This window comes from Ensifer sp. 2TAB8, assembly GCF_052115125.1.
Taxonomy (GTDB): Bacteria; Pseudomonadota; Alphaproteobacteria; order Rhizobiales; family Rhizobiaceae; genus Ensifer.
The window spans coordinates 63307-81228 of record NZ_JBFRGB010000022.1 but is presented as its reverse complement, the minus strand read 5'-3'; the positions used below and the strand labels follow the sequence as shown (position 1 = coordinate 81228).

Sequence of the window (17922 nt, the reverse complement as noted above, 5' to 3'; positions counted from 1 at the left end):
GACATGAACGACATGCGCATTCTTTCGCTCAATGCCTGGGGCGGCAAGCTCCATTCGCCGTTGATGAAGTATCTCGCGGAGGTCGACGCCGATGTTCTGTGCCTGCAGGAGATCGCGCGCTCGCCGATGACCGAAGCCGAGTGGCTGATCTATCGCGATGCGGATGTCGAGCTGCCGCAACGGGCAAATCTCTTCGACGAGATCGCGGCGGCACTTCCGGGGCATGACGGCTTCTTCTGTCCGACTGCGCGCGGCACGCTCCTGGATGGCGACAGGCCCGTGGCCTCGGAATTTGGACTTGCGACCTTTGTCCGGCGAACGAATTCCGTTATCGGCCAGGCGCTCGACTTCGTCCATGGCAGCTTCTCGTCAGAGGGATGGGGCCCACATCCGCGCGCGCGCAATGCGCATTGTATCCGACTGTTCGACCATGATGCCGGCGCGGCAATCACCATCGCCCAAATGCACGGCCTTAGAGAAGTCTCCGGAAAAGGCGACACGCCGGCGCGAAACGCGCAAGCAGACGCGCTGGTGAACCTCATCGGTAAAGTCTGGCCGGGCAAAGAGCGCCTTGTCGTCTGCGGTGACTTCAACGTCCTCCCGGACAGCGTGACCTTCAAGGCACTTGCCGAGTTCGGGTTGACCGACCTCGTGGTTTCTCGCGGCCACACGGATACCCGGACGTCGCACTATCTGAAGAGCGGCCGTTTTGCCGACTATATGCTGGCAAATGCGGCGGTTGACGTCGCCCGCTTCGATGTCGTCACTGAGCCGGAAGTATCCGACCATCGCGCGCTGCTGCTCGAGATCGCCTAGCCGATCTCAACGCGCGGCAGAGACGGCAACTTCATCAACGCCCCACAAATGAAAAAGCCCTGCCGCAAGCGGCAGGGCTTCTCGATTCCTAAGGCTTCGGTCCGATTACTCGGCGCTGTCGTCAGCGGCCTTCTTCTTGGCCGGAGCCTTCTTCTTCGGAGCGGCGGCTTCTTCGCCTTCGGCGGCTTCAGCCTTGGCAGCGGCCTTCTTCTTGGCCGGAGCCTTCTTGGCAGCCTTGCCTTCGCCTTCTTCGTCGTCAGCCGTCAGCTCTTCCTTGGACACCGTCTTGTCGGTTACCGAGATTTCGCCGAGCAGGTGGTCGACGACCTTTTCTTCGAACAGCGGAGCGCGCAGYGATGCAGCGGCGCCGGGGGTGTTCTTGAAGTAGTCGAGGATCTGCTTTTCCTGGCCCGGGAACTGGCGCAGTTGTTCGAACAGCGAACGCTGCAGTTCGTCGTCGCTGACCTGAACGCCGGCCTTTTCGCCGATTTCCGAGAGAACGAGACCGAGGCGGACGCGGCGCTCAGCGAGCTTGCGGTACTCGGCGCGGGCTTCTTCTTCGGTGGTTTCTTCGTCAGCGAAGGTCTTGCCGGCCTGCTGCAGGTCGGTGTTGATCTGGCGCCAGATGTTTTCGAATTCGGCTTCGACGAGGCGTTCCGGCGTTTCGAACTGGTAGAGTTCGTCGAGCTGGTCGAGGATCTGACGCTTGACCTTCTGACGGGTCAGGTTGCCGTACTGGCTTTCGATCTGGCCGCGGACGATTTCCTTCAGCTTGTCAGCCGATTCGAGGCCGAGCTTGGTGGCCAGTTCGTCGTTGATTTCGATGTCCTGGGCGCCGGCGACGTCCTTGACGGTGATGTCGAAGGTCGCTTCCTTGCCGGCAAGGTTTGCAGCCGGGTATTCAGCCGGGAAGGTAACGGTGATGACCTTCTCGTCGCCAGCCTTGAGACCGACCAGCTGCTCTTCAAAGCCCGGGATGAAGCGGTTGGAACCGAGAACCAGCTCAGCGTCTTCGTCCTTGCCGCCGTCGAAGGCCACGCCGTCGACCTTGCCAAGGTAATCGATGGTGACGCGGTCGCCGTTGGCGGCCTTGCCCTTCTTCGATTCGTAGCTACGGGCGCTTTCGGCGATCTTCAGGATCTGCTCGGTGACTTCGTCTTCAGCGATCTCGACGACTTCGCGGGTCACCTTGATGCCGCTGACGTCCTTGAGTTCGATCGCCGGGATGATTTCGTAGGCTACGGTGAACTCGAGATCGGCTTCAGCGTTGAGGATCTTGTCGGCTTCGGCCTCGTCCTCGGTCATCGCGATTTCCGGCTGGGTCGCCGACTTTTCGCCACGGCCCGAAAGAATCTCGGTCGGCTTGTCGCGGACGATCTCGTTGACGAGATCAGCCATGATCGACTTGCCGTAGATCTTCTTCAGATGCGCGGCCGGCACCTTGCCCGGACGGAAGCCGTTGATCTTCACACGGTCCTTCACTTCGGCCAGGCGCTCGTTCATACGAGCTTCCATGTCCTTGGCCGGGATAACGACCTTGAGTTCGCGCTTCAGCCCTTGAGCGAGCGTTTCGATAACCTGCATGTTCAAACCTTCATTTCACGTTGACTGTGCTCTTCCCCTTCGAAAGGTCTGGCGAGCACGTGAGCCGATCCATTTGCCGGGAGTGGCTTTACGCAATTCCGTAACCGTTTTGCAAGCAAAATGGCACTCCAGCCCCCTTCATCCTTGCAGAATCCGGACTTTGGGCGCGATCGCTGATCTGGTGCGGGTAGAGAGACTTGAACTCCCACGCCTTTCGGCACCAGAACCTAAATCTGGCGTGTCTACCAATTTCACCATACCCGCGTTCAGACAATCGCACCGCCTGTTCGTATTCCCGCAAGACCAACCAACGGAAACCGCGGATAGAATGGGCATGCTGAAAGTTCAGGGCTTTCCCGAGCGCGGCGTCTCTATATCACTCGTTTTCGCGGGATCAAAGGGAAAATGCGGAATTCGACGACGGATCGCAGCGCCTCACGGAACCTCAATACAGGGGCTCTTCATAGACAGGGCTTCCATTGACCGCGATCTCACGGATCTGCGCCCTGCCCTTGCCATCAACGCGGATGTTGACGGAAAGCGCCTCGGCATTTCGTGCCTCCTCCAGCGTGCGTCCCTCGCCCTCCGGCACGTAGAAACGCTCGATGCCGTAGTCCACAGTCAAGGGCAGCGACGCCGACGGATAGTAAGAGAACGGCAGCGAACGGAGTACAACGCTGTCGCCGATCAGCGGCAGCGGCTGAAACGACGCTTCCGTTGCCGCCCAGAAACCGTCGGACTGCTTCTCCAGCCGGACATAAAGCACCACCTCGCCCGATTGCGTTGGCAGCGCCCCTTTGAACAGTTCCGGCTGCAACCTGGAAATATCGTAGCTCAGAATCACGTAGTCGCCCCTGAGCAGGTCGCGCGGATCGACGGGTACGGTCTTCAGAAGGACGTCCCGCCCGTTTCTGAGGATCGAAGCCCTGCTCTCGATCATGTAGCCAAGGGCCGCCGTCTGTGCGACGGCGACAAGCAGCGCGGCGAGCAGCGGGTTTAGCCAACGTTTACGCGACGTCCCGCCTGTCATCGCGAAGCCTCCGCCTGACGCGTGCGGGCCATATGCCCCTCGATGCGGATGACCAGCCATGCAATGCACGCCACGACAAGGCCCGAAATCAGGAAGAAGCCCGAGGTGCCAAGCATCGACCCCAGGGTCTCGAATGCGAGATAGAGGAGTTCGCCTGCAAAGGCGATATAGCCGAGATAACGGACTGCGCCGTTCTGCGCACCGGCAAGCGCTATGCCCAGAAGCGCCACCAGCAAGGTGCCTGTTCCGGTCGCAACCTCCGTCGTCAGCCCGACAGCCTCATATTGAAGCCCGGTGAAGCCAAGCAGGGCGAGCGCGAAGGAGTAGAATGCAGGCGCCGACCCCGCATCGATCGCAAGCTGGCGCAGGGGCGATCCTGGGAGCGTCGCCACCAGAAAGGCCGCAAGGCCGAGGATCGCGAGGCCGACCGCAAAAGCAAGTGACGGACTATCCAGATAAAGCCAGCCGAGCCAGGAAAGGACGAGCAGATATGCCAGATGCCTGGCCCTGCCCGCATTCGTGAAGCGGACCAGGAGAACGACAATCACGGCAAGCACCGGCACCGACCACAAGCGCCAGTCGAACTCCGTGCTGAAATCATTTTCCGTCAACATGGTGCCGAAATAGAACCAGGCGAGCCCGCCGGCGGTCGCGGACATTGCCGCGGAGCGGAACGCGAGTGCCGAAACGCAGGCACCGACGAACCAAAGCAGGGCCGCGTCGGCTGCATCGCCCGACAGGTGATACATCTGCCCGATGAGCGCGATACCGCCGCCAAAGGCGGCCGCCCCCAGAACCAGCGCTGCGGCTGCAAATGCCGTCCGCCCGCTCTGGAGCAGCCAGGCGGCAGCAAAATGGAAGCCCCAGACCAGGGCGACGATGCCTGCAACCCGCGCGAGGCGCGGCAACTCCTCCCAGTTCGCCGCTACGAGCAGCAGGATCGACGCGGATAGCAGAAGGGCCGCCAGCATGAGTAGCACGCGCCCCGCCCGGAATGTCGACTCGCGCCCGTCATACTCGGCAAGCATGGCGCGTGCCGCGTTCTCCTGCAGCAGCCCCTTGTCGATCCAGTGCTTGAAGTCTCGCTCGAGACGTGCGCGGTACATCCTGCCCTCAGCCTTCAGAATCCGATGCTTGAATTGATCCGGTTGCATCACCAACTAACCACGTATCGACGCGGAAATACAATCGCTCTCTCGCGACTGAGGCCTGCGCCGATTGGGACTGATGAACGGCTTGCGCAAGGCGCATATCTTCCATGCGGATATTGCACTGCACAAATCGATTTAAAGCTCCTATATTCAAAACATCAAAGGCGAACGAAGGCATGAAGCCCGACGGTCGCCAGCGGAAACGGCCAACCGCCTCAGCTTGCTGAGAAAGGCCCGATGGAATTCGGTCGAGCGCACTCCTCCTCCCAGCGCTCCTCCGATCAGATTGGCAACACTCCTCCTCCCAGTTGCCAATCACTTCAAATGACGCTCGCTGGACCTCCTCCCCCAGCGGGCGTTATTGTTTTCAGCCCCTCCTCCCACGTGTTAGCTGCCGCCATCGCGCATTTGCACATTATTCGTGCACGCGACCGCCGTATTCGCGCAACGCTATGCGCGCAGTGCATAGGTGCCATTCTGGATCGGCTCTACACCTCAGGCCAGCTCCATACTATCTTCAACTCATCGATCGGGGCGGCGCACTCCTCCTCCCAGCGCCCCTCGATTTGGATCGGCGACACTCCTCCTCCCGGTTGCCGATCAGAACAAAGCGACGCTCGCTGGATCTCCTCCCCCAGCGGGCGTTGTTTGTTTTCCGGCCCTGGATTTTGGGCAACAACTCCAGCCACCGCCACCCGATTGCGCCATGCGTTTCGACGCCATGCGCGAGGGTACCGTCGCACAGAGGCTTGCATACCCTGCATGGGTGCGATGCAGCATTGTCTCTGTAACTTCTGCTCAGAACGATTATATTTCAGAGCATCAGATGACGGCCAGCAAGAGAGATGAGCGCTGGCACACGACCCTAGAAAGGATAGGATCATGAACCTCGCACGTTCTTTCAACAATTGGCGCAAGTATCGTCAGACCTGCAACGAACTCGGCCGCATGAGCGACCGTGAGCTGAGCGACCTCGGCATCGGCCGCGGCGACATCCCTTACGTTGCTCGTCAGGCAGTCAAGTAATTCAGGCTGCAGACCGACCTAACCGTCAGCGCCCTCCGGTTCACTCCGGGGGGCGTTTTCTTTTGCCCGGCCGGCGGCAAACCCGAACGCGCCTTCGCACTTGCGAGACGCCAGCTTACGCTTGGCCAGCATCATCGGCCCAAGCTGCGAGAGCCACGTCCATAGCGCACCTTCGACCACCCGTATTCTGGTTTAAGTATACCGTTTAAAGACAATACGTTAGTGCAAGGCAGTCGGCATTTTAATCAATCATTAATTGATGCCAACTTTTGCATCGGTGCCCATCTATGTGGCGATGCACTGCACAAATGCATAGCAGCWGCATTTTCTTTGCACTCCACCTTCTAATTAGACAAGCGTATAAGAACCTCAACGACGCAGACAGATGGCTGTCGCGACAAACTGATTTTGAGGAAAAGACCATGAACCCGATTCGTATCGCAAAAAGCTGGATCAACTACCGCCGCACCGTCAGCGAGCTCGGCAACCTGTCGAACCACGCTCTCACCGACATCGGCATCACCCGCTACGACATCCGCAACATTGCGGCTCGTTCCTTCCGTTAATCTCGACGGTTCGAACTGACTTCCAAAACGGCGCCCTTCGGGGCGCCGTTTTCGTTTATAGACGTTGGAACGAAAGGCCGAGGCGTGATAGGAAGCCGGCCATGAGCAAAGACACTTCTTCCCACTCCCCCATTCACGTCATCGGCGGTGGCCTTGCCGGATCGGAGGCCGCCTGGCAGATCGCCCAGGCTGGAGTTCCGGTCATCCTGCACGAGATGCGTGGCGTTCGCGGCACCGATGCGCACAAGACCGACGGCCTTGCCGAACTCGTCTGTTCCAACTCGTTCCGCTCGGATGACGCAACCAGCAATGCGGTCGGCGTGCTGCATGCGGAAATGCGCCTGGCCGGCTCGCTGATCATGAAATCGGCCGACGCCAACCAGGTGCCGGCCGGCGGTGCGCTTGCGGTCGACCGAGACGGATTTTCCGACGCGGTCACCGCGGCGATCGCTGCCCATCCGCTGATCACGGTCGTACGCGAAGAAATCACGGGCCTGCCACCGAGCGAATGGGATCTCGCCGTCATTGCGACCGGCCCGCTGACGGCGCCCGGTCTCGCCGAGGCGATCCGCACGGAAACCGGGGCCGATGCGTTGGCCTTCTTCGATGCCATCGCACCGATCGTCTACACCGAGACGATCGACATGGACGTCTGCTGGTACCAGTCCCGCTACGACAAGGTCGGCCCCGGCGGCACCGGCAAGGACTACATCAACTGCCCGATGACCGAGGAGCAATACAACGCCTTTGTCGACGCGCTCATCGCCGGCGACAAGACGGGCTTCAAGGAATGGGAAGGCACGCCCTATTTCGACGGCTGCCTGCCGATCGAGGTGATGGCGGAGCGCGGCCGCGAGACGCTGCGCCACGGACCGATGAAGCCGATGGGCCTGACCAACGCCCACAACCCCACGGTCAAGCCCTATGCCGTCGTTCAGCTGCGCCAGGACAATGCGCTCGGCACGCTCTACAACATGGTCGGTTTCCAGACCAAGCTGAAGTACGGCGCCCAGGCCGAAGTCTTCCGGATGATCCCCGGCCTGGAGAACGCCGAGTTCGCCCGCCTCGGCGGTTTGCATCGTAACACCTACATCAACTCGCCCACGCTGCTCGACGGCACGCTGGCGCTGAAGTCACGGCCGAGCCTGCGCTTTGCCGGACAGATCACCGGCTGCGAAGGCTATGTCGAAAGCGCCAGCATCGGCCTTCTTGCCGGCCGCTTCGCCGCTGCCGAACGCAAGGGTGAGACTTTGGCTGTGCCGCCGGCGACCACGGCCTTCGGCGCCCTGCTCAACCACATCACCGGCGGTCACATCGTCTCCGACGATGAGCCGGGGAAACGTTCGTTCCAACCGATGAACGTGAATTTCGGCCTGTTCCCGCCACTTGATCCGGGAGCGATCACCAAGCCGGAGGGCGCCAAGCGCTTCCGTGGCAAGGAGAAGGCCGCTGCGAAGAAGCAGGCAACGGCGTCGCGCGCGCTCGCCGATTGCGCCGCATGGCTCGGCAAGTCCGCCTGAGAGGGCGAACCAGAGATCAGAACGACGAACGGCCCGCTGGCGATACCGGCGGGCCGTTTTCTTTTAACCGGACTGCTAAACCGTTATTCGCTCGCCTGGGCCGTATGCGGCGAGCCCGTATCGGGCTGCGTGAATTCCGATTTCGGGTTGAAGCTGCCGAGCAGCCACAGAGAAACCTCGGCCGCCTCGCCTGCGTTCTGAAACTCGAATGCGTTGTCCAGATAGGCAAAATCCGGGAAATGCACGATCAGTCCACGGCCGGTCTCCGAACTGTTCACCCTGACTTTTCCAGGCTGGATCACGTGGCAGACATAATGCGTGCCATGCGACTGGATGAAGCCCGCCTTGCCGTCGTGCAGCCGCAGAAAGATCGCCTTCCGATCTGCGGTGGAATGCAGCGCGCGGATTGCCTCATCCGGAAAAGCGCGCCCGAATTCGACCATCGCGGAGCCGGCATCGGGATTGTCCCAATCCCGCTCGGCGCGGGCATTCATCCAGATGTAGAATGCGCCGGCCAGAACAACGACGGCAATGAGTAACAACCAAAGCATCCGCGGGCGCTCCCCTTCGCTCGGCATGACGCCGATAAACCGCTTCTATACGCCACGAGGCTTGTGCCAATTTGTCGTCGCGTCGGACGCGCCGACGCGAGCGCCTTGGATCTCAGGGGCAGCTTGTCCTCTCCGGCCAGTTGCCTCGCCGCCCTAGAAGCGACGACGCCGAGCTGCACGCCACATCCACCATTGCCGGCGCCATTGTGCCGGGCGGAGCGGCGCCTTCAAGAGTCCGGCACCAACAGTCTCTGCGCGGTCGAAGATGGGCTCGGCCAAAGCCAGAGGCACGAATGCGGGGAAATTCGACGGCGAGATCGTCGGCAACTGAGCCCGTGCCTTGGTCAGATGATCCCGTCCGAACCCGGCGAAGGCCCTGATCGCCCGGCCGATTCCGTCGCTGTCTTCGCCGGCGACGAGTGTTTCGCGGTCAAGCCCTGTGGCACGCAGCAGTTCCGCCGGTAGATAGACCTGACCGCGCCTGAGATGCAGCGGCAACAGCATAAGGAGGCCCGCGACAGTCTGCGCGACGCCGGCGTGGCCGGCGGCCTCTGCCGATCTTGCGGCATTCTGCGGGTCCAGCACCAGTGACGAGAGCTGGATCAGCGCTGAGGCGGTCTCGCCGGCATAGCCCTCGAGCGCCGAGCGGTCTTCCATGGGGTCGTCATAGAGATCGAAAATCCGGGCGTCGATCATGTTCTGCAGCACCGCGACCGGCAGTCTGTGCTCGCGAATGCACTGCAGCAGCGCTTCAGCAAGCGGGTGCCCCTCGCCGGAGGCAGCCTCGTTGCCGATGAGATCGCGCCACCACTGCATGCGGATTTCACCTGGGATCGGCTCATGCACGAGATCGCGGATACGCGCGATCTCCGCGTTAAAGGCATAGAGTGCTGCGAGCGATCGCTGCTTGTCGGCGGGCGCAAGCAGGCAGGCGAGATAGCGGTCGCGGTCCGTATCCCTGAGGTCGGCCAGGATCTGAGCGGAAATGTCTTGCACGTCTTTTCCCCGGACCCCGATCAGACGGCGATCAGCGCGACGGCCACTGCACGCGATTCGGCCAGCATCACATTGTAGGTACGAACCGCAGCCCCGGTGCTCATCGGATCCGAGGACACGTTGACGGCACGGAGCGCGGCCTTCAGATCCGCGGGCAGCGGGCGAATGTCCTTGCCTGTGCCGACCAGCAGCACTTCAATGTCCTTCGCCTCATCGATAACCCGGTAGAACTTCTCGACCGCCAGGGGATCTCCCTCGGAGACGTCCCACGCATAGACGCCCGAGGGCAGCATCAGGATCGATCCACGATGCGACATGTCCGCGAAGCGAAAGCCGCCGTTGCCATAGGCATCGATCGGTGCGCGCCCCGGAAAATGCGCTTCGCGGATTTCAATACCCTTGGGCATTTCAAACAGTACCCTTTGCCGCGCCGGCAGCATCCGCATCCGCGCCGGACGTGTTTTCGTCCCCCGGAATGTGGTCGGTCCGCTTCCTGAAGAGGATGAGGATCGGGCCGGCGATATAGATGGAGGAGATCGTCCCGACGACGACACCGAACAGCATGGTGACGCTGAACGAACGAATGAGGCCGCCGCCGAAGAGATAGAGCGCAGCAAGCGCCAGGATCGTCGTGAGCGCCGTCAGGATCGTCCGCGAGAGCGTCTGGTTGATCGACGTATCAATCAATACCGAAAGCGGCATGCGCCTGTATCGGCCTAGATTCTCGCGAATGCGGTCGTAGATGACAACCGTGTCGTTCAGCGAGTAGCCGACGATGGTGAGAACGGCGGCAATGCTGCCGAGATTGAACTCGATGCCGGTCAGTACCAGGAAGCCGACCGTCAACAGCACGTCGTGCACAGTCGCGATGATCGCACCGACGGCGAAGCGCCATTCGAAACGCAGCCAGACATAAAGCAGGATCGCCACGAAGGAGATTGCGAGCCCCATCGTTCCGGCGCGTGTCAGCTCGCCCGAAACAACGGGGCCAACCACTTCGACGCGGCGGAATTCGTATTCGTCGGCAAGCTCGGTCCTGATGACGCCGGCGGCGGTCTGCTCGGCATTGTCGCCCGCCTCTTGCGACGGCACGCGAACGAGCACGTCTTCGCCCGATCCCAGTTGTTGCACCTGGACCTCGCCGAAGTTCAACTCGTCGAGACGGGTGCGAAGGTCGGCAACGTCGACCGGACCGCCCTTGGAATGCAGCTCGATGATCGAACCGCCCTTGAAATCCACACCCAGATTGAGCCCGATCCCCGCAAGCAGCAACACCGAGGCTGCCGACAAGGCGGCCATCAGGATGAATACCGGATTGCGGATCCGCATGAAGCGGATGTCGAGATTGCTGAAGCGACCGGTTCGGATGCCCTTCGGCAGCCGTTCGGATCTCCACTGCCGAAGCCAACGTTTCACGATCAGACGGGTTACCGTATAGGCGGTGAAAAGCGTCGTGACGCTGCCGATCGCAAGGGTAACGGCGAAACCGCGCACGGGACCGGAACCGAGATAGAAGAGGATGGCGCTGGCGATCAGCATCGTCAGGTTGGCGTCGAAGATGCTGCTGAAGACGCGGGAGAATGCGTTGTTGATCGTGCGGCGCAACGGCTCGCCCCCCCGAACCTCCTCACGCAGGCGCTCGTAGATCAGCACGTTCGAGTCGACCGCGACACCGATCGTCAGGATGATGCCGGCGATCCCCGGGAGTGTCAGTGTCGCGCCCGAAACGGAAAGCACCGCAAGGATCAAGACGATGTTCAGAGCGAGTGCAATGACGGCAAAGACACCGAAAACGCCATAGAAGAAGATCATCGAGGCAGCGACGGCAATTGCCGCGACGAGGCCGGCCTTGAGCCCATCGGTAATCGCATCGACACCGACGCCGGGGCCGACCGTCCGCTCCTCAACGAAGGTCAGTTGCGTCGGCAGAGGGCCGGTTCTGATGAGAGCAGCGAGATCCGCAGCCGAATCGGCCGGAAGCTCAGCAGAAATGCGCGCCGTGTCGCCCTTGACCGTGTCGGAAAGTTTCGGTGTCGCGGCAACCTGACCGTCAAGGATAATCGCAACCTTGGCCTCCGGCTGCTGCGCCGTGACGGCGGCAACGCGCTGCTGCGAGGCCGCATCGAGCTTCACCACCACCGATGCCGTGTCAGCGGACGGATCTGCCTCAGGCTGCGCGGCGAGGAAACTCGCCGTACCCAGCAGCGGCTCCTTCTGGACGAGATAGGGCACCGGCGGATCGTCATAGGAATAGAGGACTTCTGCGCCCACCGGCGCCTGTCCCTCGACGGCCTGCTGTACCGGAACGGCCGTATCGAGCAATCTGAAGGTCAGATGAGCGCTCTGGCTCAACAAGTCCTTCAGTCGCTGCGGGTCGTCGAGCCCCGGGACCTGGACGATCAGGCGATCTTCGCCGCGGCGCTGTATGAGTGGCTCCAGGACGCCAACTTCAGCAACACGACGCCGCACTACGTCGATAGACTGAGCCAGGGCCAACGACAGCCGGTAGTCGATGCCTTCGTCGGTCAGCCGCAGCCGGACGAGCTCATCTTCGTCGGCGCTGTCGAAAACGACTTCCGAGACCGCGCCTCTGCCGAACCCGCCGATTTCAACCGGCGCCGTCAGCGTCTTCAGCTTGTCGCGCGCGGTGGGGAGTTGCGCCCGGTCCCGAACGCGGAACGAAATCGACTGGCCTTCGCCGGCAAGGCCGATATAGGCGATATCGACATCGCGCAGGGACTTGCCGACTTCGCCGGCGACCGCCTCGAGCCTCTCGGCGACGATGTCGCTGCGTGCGGCCCGCAGCATGAAGTGCGAGCCCCCCTGGAGATCAAGGCCGAGCGCTACCTGGCGATGAGGCATCCAGGACGGAAGACCCGCTGCCTCATCACGGCTCAGAACATTCGGCAAGGCAAAGGCGATGCCGGCGAGAGCCACCAACCAGACGAGGATACGTTTCAACGGCGGGAATCTGCGCATGCCTCAAACGCTCCAGTTGTTCGTCGGATGGTGACTGTTCGCGTCCCTTATTCTTTCACAGGTTCGCCCTTGACGCGAACTTCAGATACGCCGCTGCGAACGACGCGGATCTTAACGCCATCAGCGATTTCGACTTCGAGTTCATTGTCATCGACGACCTTCGTGACCTTGCCGACGATGCCACCGCCGGTCACCACCTGATCACCGCGACGGATGTTCTTCAACAGCTCCTCGCGGCGCTTCATCTGGGCGCGCTGCGGACGGATGATGAGGAAATACATGACAACAAAAATCAGCAGGAACGGCAGGATGGACATAAGGATGTCCGCGCCGCCAGTGGAAGGGGCACCGGCTGTCTGCGCAAAAGCTTCGGTAATGAACATCGATCACTCCTTGAGTTCAAATATCGGCGGTTCCTCCGCACCAAATCGGCCGGAATATAGGGGCGCCCGGCCACTCTGCAAAGCGGCGGCACCCTTACCCGTTCCTGTGCCTCTGACACAATTTGGACAAGAGGAGAACCCCCCGTGCAAGGCTCTGCGGCCTTTTCCAGCGCAAACCTGCGTGCTACCGGGTGTCTGTTAACGGTAGCGTCGCAATTGCGCGGCAATCGCGCGCCGTTAGAGGCGCCCCATATTTGCTGTGGCGTGACCAAATGATTGATTCAGTTGTTGGAGACAGACAGATGCCGGAAGCAAAGATCGACGTTCTGATCAAGGAAATGCAGAAGCTTTCCGCGGCGATCGAGCGCATGGCCGGACCGGCCGCAGCGAGCAATGATTGGGACGCCGCCGAATGCTTCGTGTGGGCTCCCGCCACGCATCATCTGCAACCGGTCGCCAGGCCCAATCGCATCGAACTGTCGCTGATCACCGGCGTCGATCACGTCCGCGACATTCTGCTCGACAACACATTGCGCTTTGCCGAGGGCTTTCCCGCCAACAACGTGCTCCTCTGGGGTGCGCGTGGCATGGGCAAGTCTTCGCTGGTGAAATCGGTACATGCCCAGGTCGCTCGCGATACGGGCGTCGCGGTCAAGCTCGTCGAGGTGCATCGCGAGGATATCGCAACCCTGCCCGCCCTGATGGACATCCTCAAGACCGCGCCGGTGCCGGTGATCGTCTTCTGCGACGACCTGTCCTTCGATCATGACGACACGTCCTACAAGTCGCTGAAGGCCGTGCTCGACGGTGGCGTCGAAGGGCGTCCGTCGAACGTGCTGCTCTATGCKACATCGAACCGACGCCACCTGTTGCCGCGGCACATGATGGAAAACGAACAGTCGACCGCCATCAACCCATCCGAGGCCGTCGAGGAGAAGGTCTCCTTGTCCGACCGCTTCGGGCTGTGGCTCGGCTTCCACAAGTGCAGCCAGGAAGACTACCTTGCCATGATCGACGGCTATGCCAAGCACTACGGCTTTGCCGTCGACGCAGAGACCTTGCATGCCGAAGCGCTCGAATGGGCAACCACCCGTGGCGCAAGGTCCGGCCGCGTCGCCTGGCAGTTCATCCAGGATCTCGCCGGACGCATGCGCCATCGGCTGGAGGCATAACTCCAGCGATCGGATCGCGCGCCATACCTGCTCGACTACAGACAAAAAACCGCCTGCCGGGTTCGGCAGGCGGTTTTTGATTCTCGCAATTCCTCGATCGAGCCTCGACCAGGCGAATGGCCCGGGGCTATTCGAGGAAGGTCGCCGGGTTTACGGCGGTAGCGTTCTTGCGCACCTCGAAGTGCACCTGCGGCTGGCTGGCGCGACCGGTCATGCCGGAAGCCGCAAGCGTCTGGCCACGCTGAACCTTCTGGCCGCGCTGAACCTTGAGTTCGGAAGCGTTGCCGTAGACCGTGACCGTGCCGTCGTCGTGGCGGACCAGGACAGCGTTACCCAATTCCTTCAGGCTGCTGCCCGAGTAGATGACGACGCCGTTTTCGGCCGCCTTGATCGGCGTGCCCTCGGGCACGGAGATGTTGATGCCGTCATTGCGGTTGCCGTCGACGTTGGCGCCGTAACCGGCGACCACCGCGCCACGTACCGGCCAACGGTACTTGCTGATCCCGGTCGACTTCGGTGAGTCTTCATCGACATCCGTCTTGAGCGCAGCAACATCGGTGACGCTCTGCTTGGCGGCCGGCGGCTGGTATTCTGCCGGCTTGTTCTTTTCGAGCGAAGCGACCTGCGGCTGCTCGGTCTTCTTGCTCGGAACAGATGCCGTCTTGACCTGGTCCAGTGCCGCGCCGCCTGCGCCCGGCAGCTGCAGCGTCTGGCCGACGCGGATCGATTCTGCGCTCAGGCCGTTTGCCTGCTTGAGGGCTGCGACAGACACACCCGTGGTCTTGGCGATGCGATTGAGCGAGTCGCCAGCCTTGACGGTATAGGTGCCGCCGCCATTGCCTTCACCGTTCGTCGCGGGCTTGCCGGCAACGACGTCGGTCTTGCCAGCGTTCTTTTCGCGGGATTGGGCGGAACCCGGCAGGATGGCGACGTCGCGCTGGTCGTTCGGCAGCGGCGAAGGCTGACGCTTATTGCCATCGAGGCCAGCGATCGAGTTGGTGGCTGCTGCCTTCGCCGGGCTACCGACGGAACCAAAGGTAGGGATGACCAGACGCTGACCGGTTTCAACCTGCGCCGCGGTCTGCAGCCCGTTCGCCTTCAGAATTTCCTTCTCGGGAACACCGAAGCGCTTGGAGAGAACTGCGACATTGTCGCCGGGGCGAACCATGATCGTCGGGGCATTCTGCGTCGTCCAGCCGCTCTTGCTTGCGGTCTCGTTGACGGCCGCGGGAAGCGTCTGGCGCGTCGCTACGGCCGCCTGCTGGCGAGCAGCAGGGAACGGCTGCGCTTCAGGACTCTGTCGCGTGGTCGCGCTCGGATCAGCCAAGGTCGTGCGCTGAACGGAGATCGGTGTCGATGCACCACGGGCTGTGGATACCGGAGTAGAAGCGGTGTTCACCGGATCATAGCCACCCTGCGCGCTTGCAGCAGTCGGATAGGGCTGACCGAGCGCGCCGCTGCGCGAATCCGCAGGAGACGTCGACGCCATCTGGCCTACGGCTACATCGCCGCGCGGAACCGGCGTTGCATCGCGCGGAATTGAGCTTGTGGTAATATTGTCCGACCGGGAGAACAGGCCGTCAAATCGGCTGGCGTCCGAACTGCAGCCCGTTGCGGCGCTTGCTAGCAGAACCGCCACGCACAGGCGGATCGTGGACTTTCCAACCCCGGGAGATACAAACTGACGCATGACGCTTACCCACTCCGAACGCAACTCGATGTGGGATGATTAAAGCTTATTAGAGTTACCGCCCGGTTAAGGTCAGCACCACCAAAGGACTAATTTGACGAAACGCTAACCATAGACCCGGCTCGCCATGTGATGGCGCGGTCGATCTGGTGGGGCTTGCTGCGGGCTTGGCGCAAGGCATTGAGAGTGCGGAAGCCCGGGTGCGACGATGGCGAAATCCTAGCTCAGTTCAGAATAGAGGCGCTCGATTTCAGAAACGGAACGCCGTTCCGTCGGCTCATCTTCATAGCTGATGCTCGTCAGGTCCCAGGCGAAGATCGAACGCCCCTCAGGCCGGGCCGGCGCTTCAGACTGGGCGGTCTTGTCTTCTTCGAGCAGCACGCTCACCAGCGTCTGGAATGTAGCCTCACCGTCGGCACCGCTCGCCTGTTCATATTCAAGCGACCGCAGAGCGGCGACGGCAGCCTCGCGCGTGCCAAAATAGCGCAAGCTGTCCTGATCTTCCGGGCGGAGGCTGTCGTAATAGTCGATGAAGTTCTTGTAATAGGCCTGGTGATCCCCGGCATCGAGAAACTTGCCGAAGGCCTGATATTCACGCAATGCCAGCTGAGGAGACAGGCGATTGTTCCACTCGTCTCGGCTGAGCTGCGGCTGCCCGTCCGAAGCCTTCTTCGTCTGGCTGAGATAAAGCAATGCGTCGGCGGAAAGGGAGATGCGCGGAGTGGGATCGAAGAAGCTCGCTGCGAGCGCCTGTGCGGCCTGCTCGTCCTTGCTTGGAGAATTCGTCTGCCCGGCGCTGCGCCCTGCAAGATTATTCAGCCCGTCGCCCGATGCTGCGGCCGTCAGCCTGTTCGCGATCTGCATTTGCCGTCTCCGTCTATCTCACGATCCGGCAGCAACACCCTGGTCGTGCAAGAGCGACGACTCGTGGTCAGAACCTATCGTGCAGCGGAGACGTATGGCGCGAAGCTTGCGCGAGGCTGGATACGGTTAAGGATTTCTTAAGGGGCGCTCGCCGGTGGCCACATCAAAGAAAAGACGCGAGCTGCTGCACGATCGGAAGGTAAGGCGCGTCGAACAGATCCTCGCGGTCGAAGCGACTTCCCGTTCGATTGACCCTGACGATCCGGCAGTGGGTCTCGCTCATCATGATCGGCACCACCAAGGTTCCGCCGGAAACGAGATGATCGGAAAACATGCGCGGCAGGCTGTTGAAGGCAGCGGTGATCAGGATGCGGTCGAAAGTGCCCTCACCCGGGACACCGGCACTGCCATCGGCATGGCGGACAATGACGTTGCGAACGCCCGATTTCTCGAGGTTTTTCTGCGCCGTACCGACGAGCGTCTGGTAGCGATCGATCGTCAGGACCCGTTCGGCCACCCGCCCCATCACCGCAGCGGTAAAGCCGCTGCCGGTGCCGACCTCGAGAACCCGCTGGCCTGTTTTCAGGTTCACACAATGGAGCAGCCGCACCGCAAAATCGTAGCCTTCCATAAAGGAACCGCAATCGAGCGGAATCGTCCGCTGCGAATAGGCCTCGGCCTGATATTGCGGCGGTGCGAACTGGCCACGCGAGGTCTGCTCGACCGCCTTGAGCAGGTCATGATTGGTAATGCCCGCGGCGCGCAGCCGCAGCACCATCTTGGCAAAACCTTCCTGTTCCGAAACGCGCACGCTCAATCAATGAGCCCCTTCATTCAAGGCCCGCATCAGACGGTCCTGGACGCTATAGTCCGTCAGGTCGAGCTTGAGCGGCGTCACCGAGATATAATTTTCGCGCAGCGCATGAATGTCGGTTCCGGCACGAAAATCACCGAAACGCTCGCCGAAGCGCAGCCAGAAGTAGGGAAAGCCACGTCCGTCCGTGCGCTCGTCGATCGACAGGCCGAAATCGAGCTTGCCTTGAGACGTCACCTCTATCCCGGCAACAGTGTCGGCTGAGCAGTTCGGGAAGTTGACGTTGAGAAGGGTGCCGTCGGGCAGCTCCACCGCCATCAGCTTGCGGATCAGGCTCGGCGCATGCGTCTCCACCACATCCCATGGCACTGCCTTGCCGACGGCGTGGTGATAGGCCTGGCTAAGCGCAATGGAGCGAATGCCCTGCAACGTGCCCTCGATGGCGCCCGCCACCGTACCCGAGTAGGTTACGTCATCGGCCATGTTGGCGCCGATGTTGACGCCCGAAAGCACGAGATCAGGCTTGCGATCCAGCACCTTGCGCACCGCCATGATGACGCAATCCGTCGGCGTACCCCTGAGCGCAAAGCGCTTCTCGGCGATCTGGCGAAGCCGCAAGGGCTCCGACAGCGTCAGAGAATGCGCCAGACCGCTCTGGTCCGCCTCGGGTGCCACGACCCAGACATCGTCCGAAATCGTCCGGGCGACCCTTTCGAGGACCGCCAGACCTTCAGCATGAATACCGTCATCGTTTGTCAGCAGGATCCGCATGGGTGCTGT

Annotated in this window: 17 protein-coding genes and 1 tRNA gene; 5 read left to right on the top strand and 13 right to left on the bottom strand. The window is 61.5% G+C overall.

Annotated elements, in window-relative coordinates; genetic code table 11:
• Positions 1 to 12: 12 nt before the first annotated feature.
• Positions 13 to 816 (top strand): endonuclease/exonuclease/phosphatase family protein, encoded by an 804-nt coding sequence (locus AB4Z53_RS27355; protein ID WP_113537762.1) that lies wholly within the window; start codon positions 13 to 15, stop codon positions 814 to 816.
• A gap of 105 nt (positions 817 to 921) precedes the next feature.
• Here the strand turns inward: AB4Z53_RS27355 and tig are convergent, their stop codons facing one another.
• The 4 genes from tig to AB4Z53_RS27335 form a co-directional block, all read right to left on the bottom strand.
• On the bottom strand, positions 922 to 2400 hold the full coding sequence (tig, locus tag AB4Z53_RS27350) for a trigger factor (RefSeq protein ID WP_441598740.1): 1479 nt from the start codon (positions 2398 to 2400) through the stop codon (positions 922 to 924).
• A gap of 179 nt (positions 2401 to 2579) precedes the next feature.
• A tRNA-Leu gene (locus AB4Z53_RS27345) sits at positions 2580 to 2664 on the bottom strand.
• Positions 2665 to 2845: 181 nt separating this feature from the next.
• Positions 2846 to 3430 carry a GDYXXLXY domain-containing protein gene (locus AB4Z53_RS27340; RefSeq protein WP_441598739.1) on the bottom strand — a complete coding sequence of 195 codons (585 nt, stop codon included), beginning with the start codon at positions 3428 to 3430 and terminating at the stop codon, positions 2846 to 2848.
• A complete protein-coding gene (locus AB4Z53_RS27335; protein ID WP_441598738.1) occupies positions 3427 to 4536 on the bottom strand; it encodes a DUF2157 domain-containing protein in 1110 nt (369 codons plus the stop codon). The genes AB4Z53_RS27340 and AB4Z53_RS27335 overlap by 4 nt, the downstream gene beginning before the upstream one ends.
• 927 nt (positions 4537 to 5463) lie before the next feature.
• Here AB4Z53_RS27335 and AB4Z53_RS27330 point away from each other — a divergent pair.
• The 3 genes from AB4Z53_RS27330 (at position 5464) to trmFO (ending at position 7693) form a co-directional block, all read left to right on the top strand.
• Positions 5464 to 5607, top strand: coding sequence for a DUF1127 domain-containing protein (locus AB4Z53_RS27330; protein ID WP_113537608.1), 144 nt, complete (start codon positions 5464 to 5466; stop codon positions 5605 to 5607).
• A 422-nt stretch (positions 5608 to 6029) separates the two neighbouring features.
• On the top strand, positions 6030 to 6173 hold the full coding sequence (locus tag AB4Z53_RS27325) for a DUF1127 domain-containing protein (protein WP_065777919.1): 144 nt from the start codon (positions 6030 to 6032) through the stop codon (positions 6171 to 6173).
• 101 nt (positions 6174 to 6274) lie between these two features.
• Positions 6275 to 7693, top strand: coding sequence for a methylenetetrahydrofolate--tRNA-(uracil(54)-C(5))-methyltransferase (FADH(2)-oxidizing) TrmFO (gene trmFO / locus AB4Z53_RS27320; RefSeq protein ID WP_441598737.1), 1419 nt, complete (start codon positions 6275 to 6277; stop codon positions 7691 to 7693).
• Positions 7694 to 7776: 83 nt separating this feature from the next.
• Here the strand turns inward: trmFO and AB4Z53_RS27315 are convergent, their stop codons facing one another.
• From AB4Z53_RS27315 to yajC, 5 genes are all read right to left on the bottom strand, one after another.
• Positions 7777 to 8244 (bottom strand): hypothetical protein, encoded by a 468-nt coding sequence (locus AB4Z53_RS27315; RefSeq protein ID WP_441598736.1) that lies wholly within the window; start codon positions 8242 to 8244, stop codon positions 7777 to 7779.
• A gap of 153 nt (positions 8245 to 8397) precedes the next feature.
• Positions 8398 to 9240: a phytoene/squalene synthase family protein gene (locus AB4Z53_RS27310; protein WP_113537611.1), complete on the bottom strand. Its 843-nt coding sequence runs from the start codon at positions 9238 to 9240 to the stop codon at positions 8398 to 8400.
• Between the two features lie 20 nt (positions 9241 to 9260).
• The gene (locus tag AB4Z53_RS27305) at positions 9261 to 9647 is read right to left on the bottom strand and encodes an Mth938-like domain-containing protein (protein WP_113537612.1); all 387 of its coding nucleotides are present in this window, start codon (positions 9645 to 9647) and stop codon (positions 9261 to 9263) included.
• A 1-nt stretch (position 9648) separates the two neighbouring features.
• Positions 9649 to 12219: a protein translocase subunit SecDF gene (gene secDF, locus AB4Z53_RS27300; RefSeq protein WP_441598735.1), complete on the bottom strand. Its 2571-nt coding sequence runs from the start codon at positions 12217 to 12219 to the stop codon at positions 9649 to 9651.
• 47 nt (positions 12220 to 12266) lie between these two features.
• A complete protein-coding gene (gene yajC, locus AB4Z53_RS27295; protein WP_113537614.1) occupies positions 12267 to 12602 on the bottom strand; it encodes a preprotein translocase subunit YajC in 336 nt (111 codons plus the stop codon).
• 302 nt (positions 12603 to 12904) lie between these two features.
• On the opposite strand from yajC, the gene AB4Z53_RS27290 reads away from it, so the two are divergent.
• Entirely contained in the window at positions 12905 to 13774 is an 870-nt protein-coding gene (locus AB4Z53_RS27290) for an ATP-binding protein (RefSeq protein WP_113537615.1), read from the top strand.
• Positions 13775 to 13901: 127 nt separating this feature from the next.
• Here AB4Z53_RS27290 and AB4Z53_RS27285 read toward each other — a convergent pair whose 3' ends face one another.
• The 4 genes from AB4Z53_RS27285 to surE form a co-directional block, all read right to left on the bottom strand.
• Entirely contained in the window at positions 13902 to 15464 is a 1563-nt protein-coding gene (locus AB4Z53_RS27285) for a peptidoglycan DD-metalloendopeptidase family protein (protein WP_113537616.1), read from the bottom strand.
• 219 nt (positions 15465 to 15683) lie between these two features.
• Positions 15684 to 16328, bottom strand: coding sequence for a biotin biosynthesis protein BioC (locus tag AB4Z53_RS27280; protein ID WP_441598734.1), 645 nt, complete (start codon positions 16326 to 16328; stop codon positions 15684 to 15686).
• A 163-nt stretch (positions 16329 to 16491) separates the two neighbouring features.
• On the bottom strand, positions 16492 to 17145 hold the full coding sequence (locus tag AB4Z53_RS27275) for a protein-L-isoaspartate(D-aspartate) O-methyltransferase (protein WP_113537618.1): 654 nt from the start codon (positions 17143 to 17145) through the stop codon (positions 16492 to 16494).
• Complete coding sequence (surE, locus tag AB4Z53_RS27270) at positions 17146 to 17913, bottom strand: 5'/3'-nucleotidase SurE (RefSeq protein ID WP_113537619.1); 768 nt, start codon at positions 17911 to 17913, stop codon at positions 17146 to 17148. It abuts the gene before it with no gap.
• Positions 17914 to 17922: the final 9 nt, after the last annotated feature.

Coding starts and splice junctions, on each gene's coding strand:
- AB4Z53_RS27285 (WP_113537616.1), bottom strand. CDS start 15,464: ATGCGTCAGTTTGTATCTCCCGGGGTTGGAAAGTCCACGATCCGCCTG.
- AB4Z53_RS27340 (WP_441598739.1), bottom strand. CDS start 3,430: ATGACAGGCGGGACGTCGCGTAAACGTTGGCTAAACCCGCTGCTCGCC.
- AB4Z53_RS27330 (WP_113537608.1), top strand. CDS start 5,464: ATGAACCTCGCACGTTCTTTCAACAATTGGCGCAAGTATCGTCAGACC.
- AB4Z53_RS27355 (WP_113537762.1), top strand. CDS start 13: ATGCGCATTCTTTCGCTCAATGCCTGGGGCGGCAAGCTCCATTCGCCG.
- AB4Z53_RS27335 (WP_441598738.1), bottom strand. CDS start 4,536: ATGTACCGCGCACGTCTCGAGCGAGACTTCAAGCACTGGATCGACAAG.
- AB4Z53_RS27305 (WP_113537612.1), bottom strand. CDS start 9,647: ATGCCCAAGGGTATTGAAATCCGCGAAGCGCATTTTCCGGGGCGCGCA.
- surE (WP_113537619.1), bottom strand. CDS start 17,913: ATGCGGATCCTGCTGACAAACGATGACGGTATTCATGCTGAAGGTCTG.
- AB4Z53_RS27280 (WP_441598734.1), bottom strand. CDS start 16,328: ATGCAGATCGCGAACAGGCTGACGGCCGCAGCATCGGGCGACGGGCTG.
- trmFO (WP_441598737.1), top strand. CDS start 6,275: ATGAGCAAAGACACTTCTTCCCACTCCCCCATTCACGTCATCGGCGGT.
- yajC (WP_113537614.1), bottom strand. CDS start 12,602: ATGTTCATTACCGAAGCTTTTGCGCAGACAGCCGGTGCCCCTTCCACT.
- AB4Z53_RS27325 (WP_065777919.1), top strand. CDS start 6,030: ATGAACCCGATTCGTATCGCAAAAAGCTGGATCAACTACCGCCGCACC.
- AB4Z53_RS27315 (WP_441598736.1), bottom strand. CDS start 8,244: ATGCTTTGGTTGTTACTCATTGCCGTCGTTGTTCTGGCCGGCGCATTC.
- secDF (WP_441598735.1), bottom strand. CDS start 12,219: ATGCGCAGATTCCCGCCGTTGAAACGTATCCTCGTCTGGTTGGTGGCT.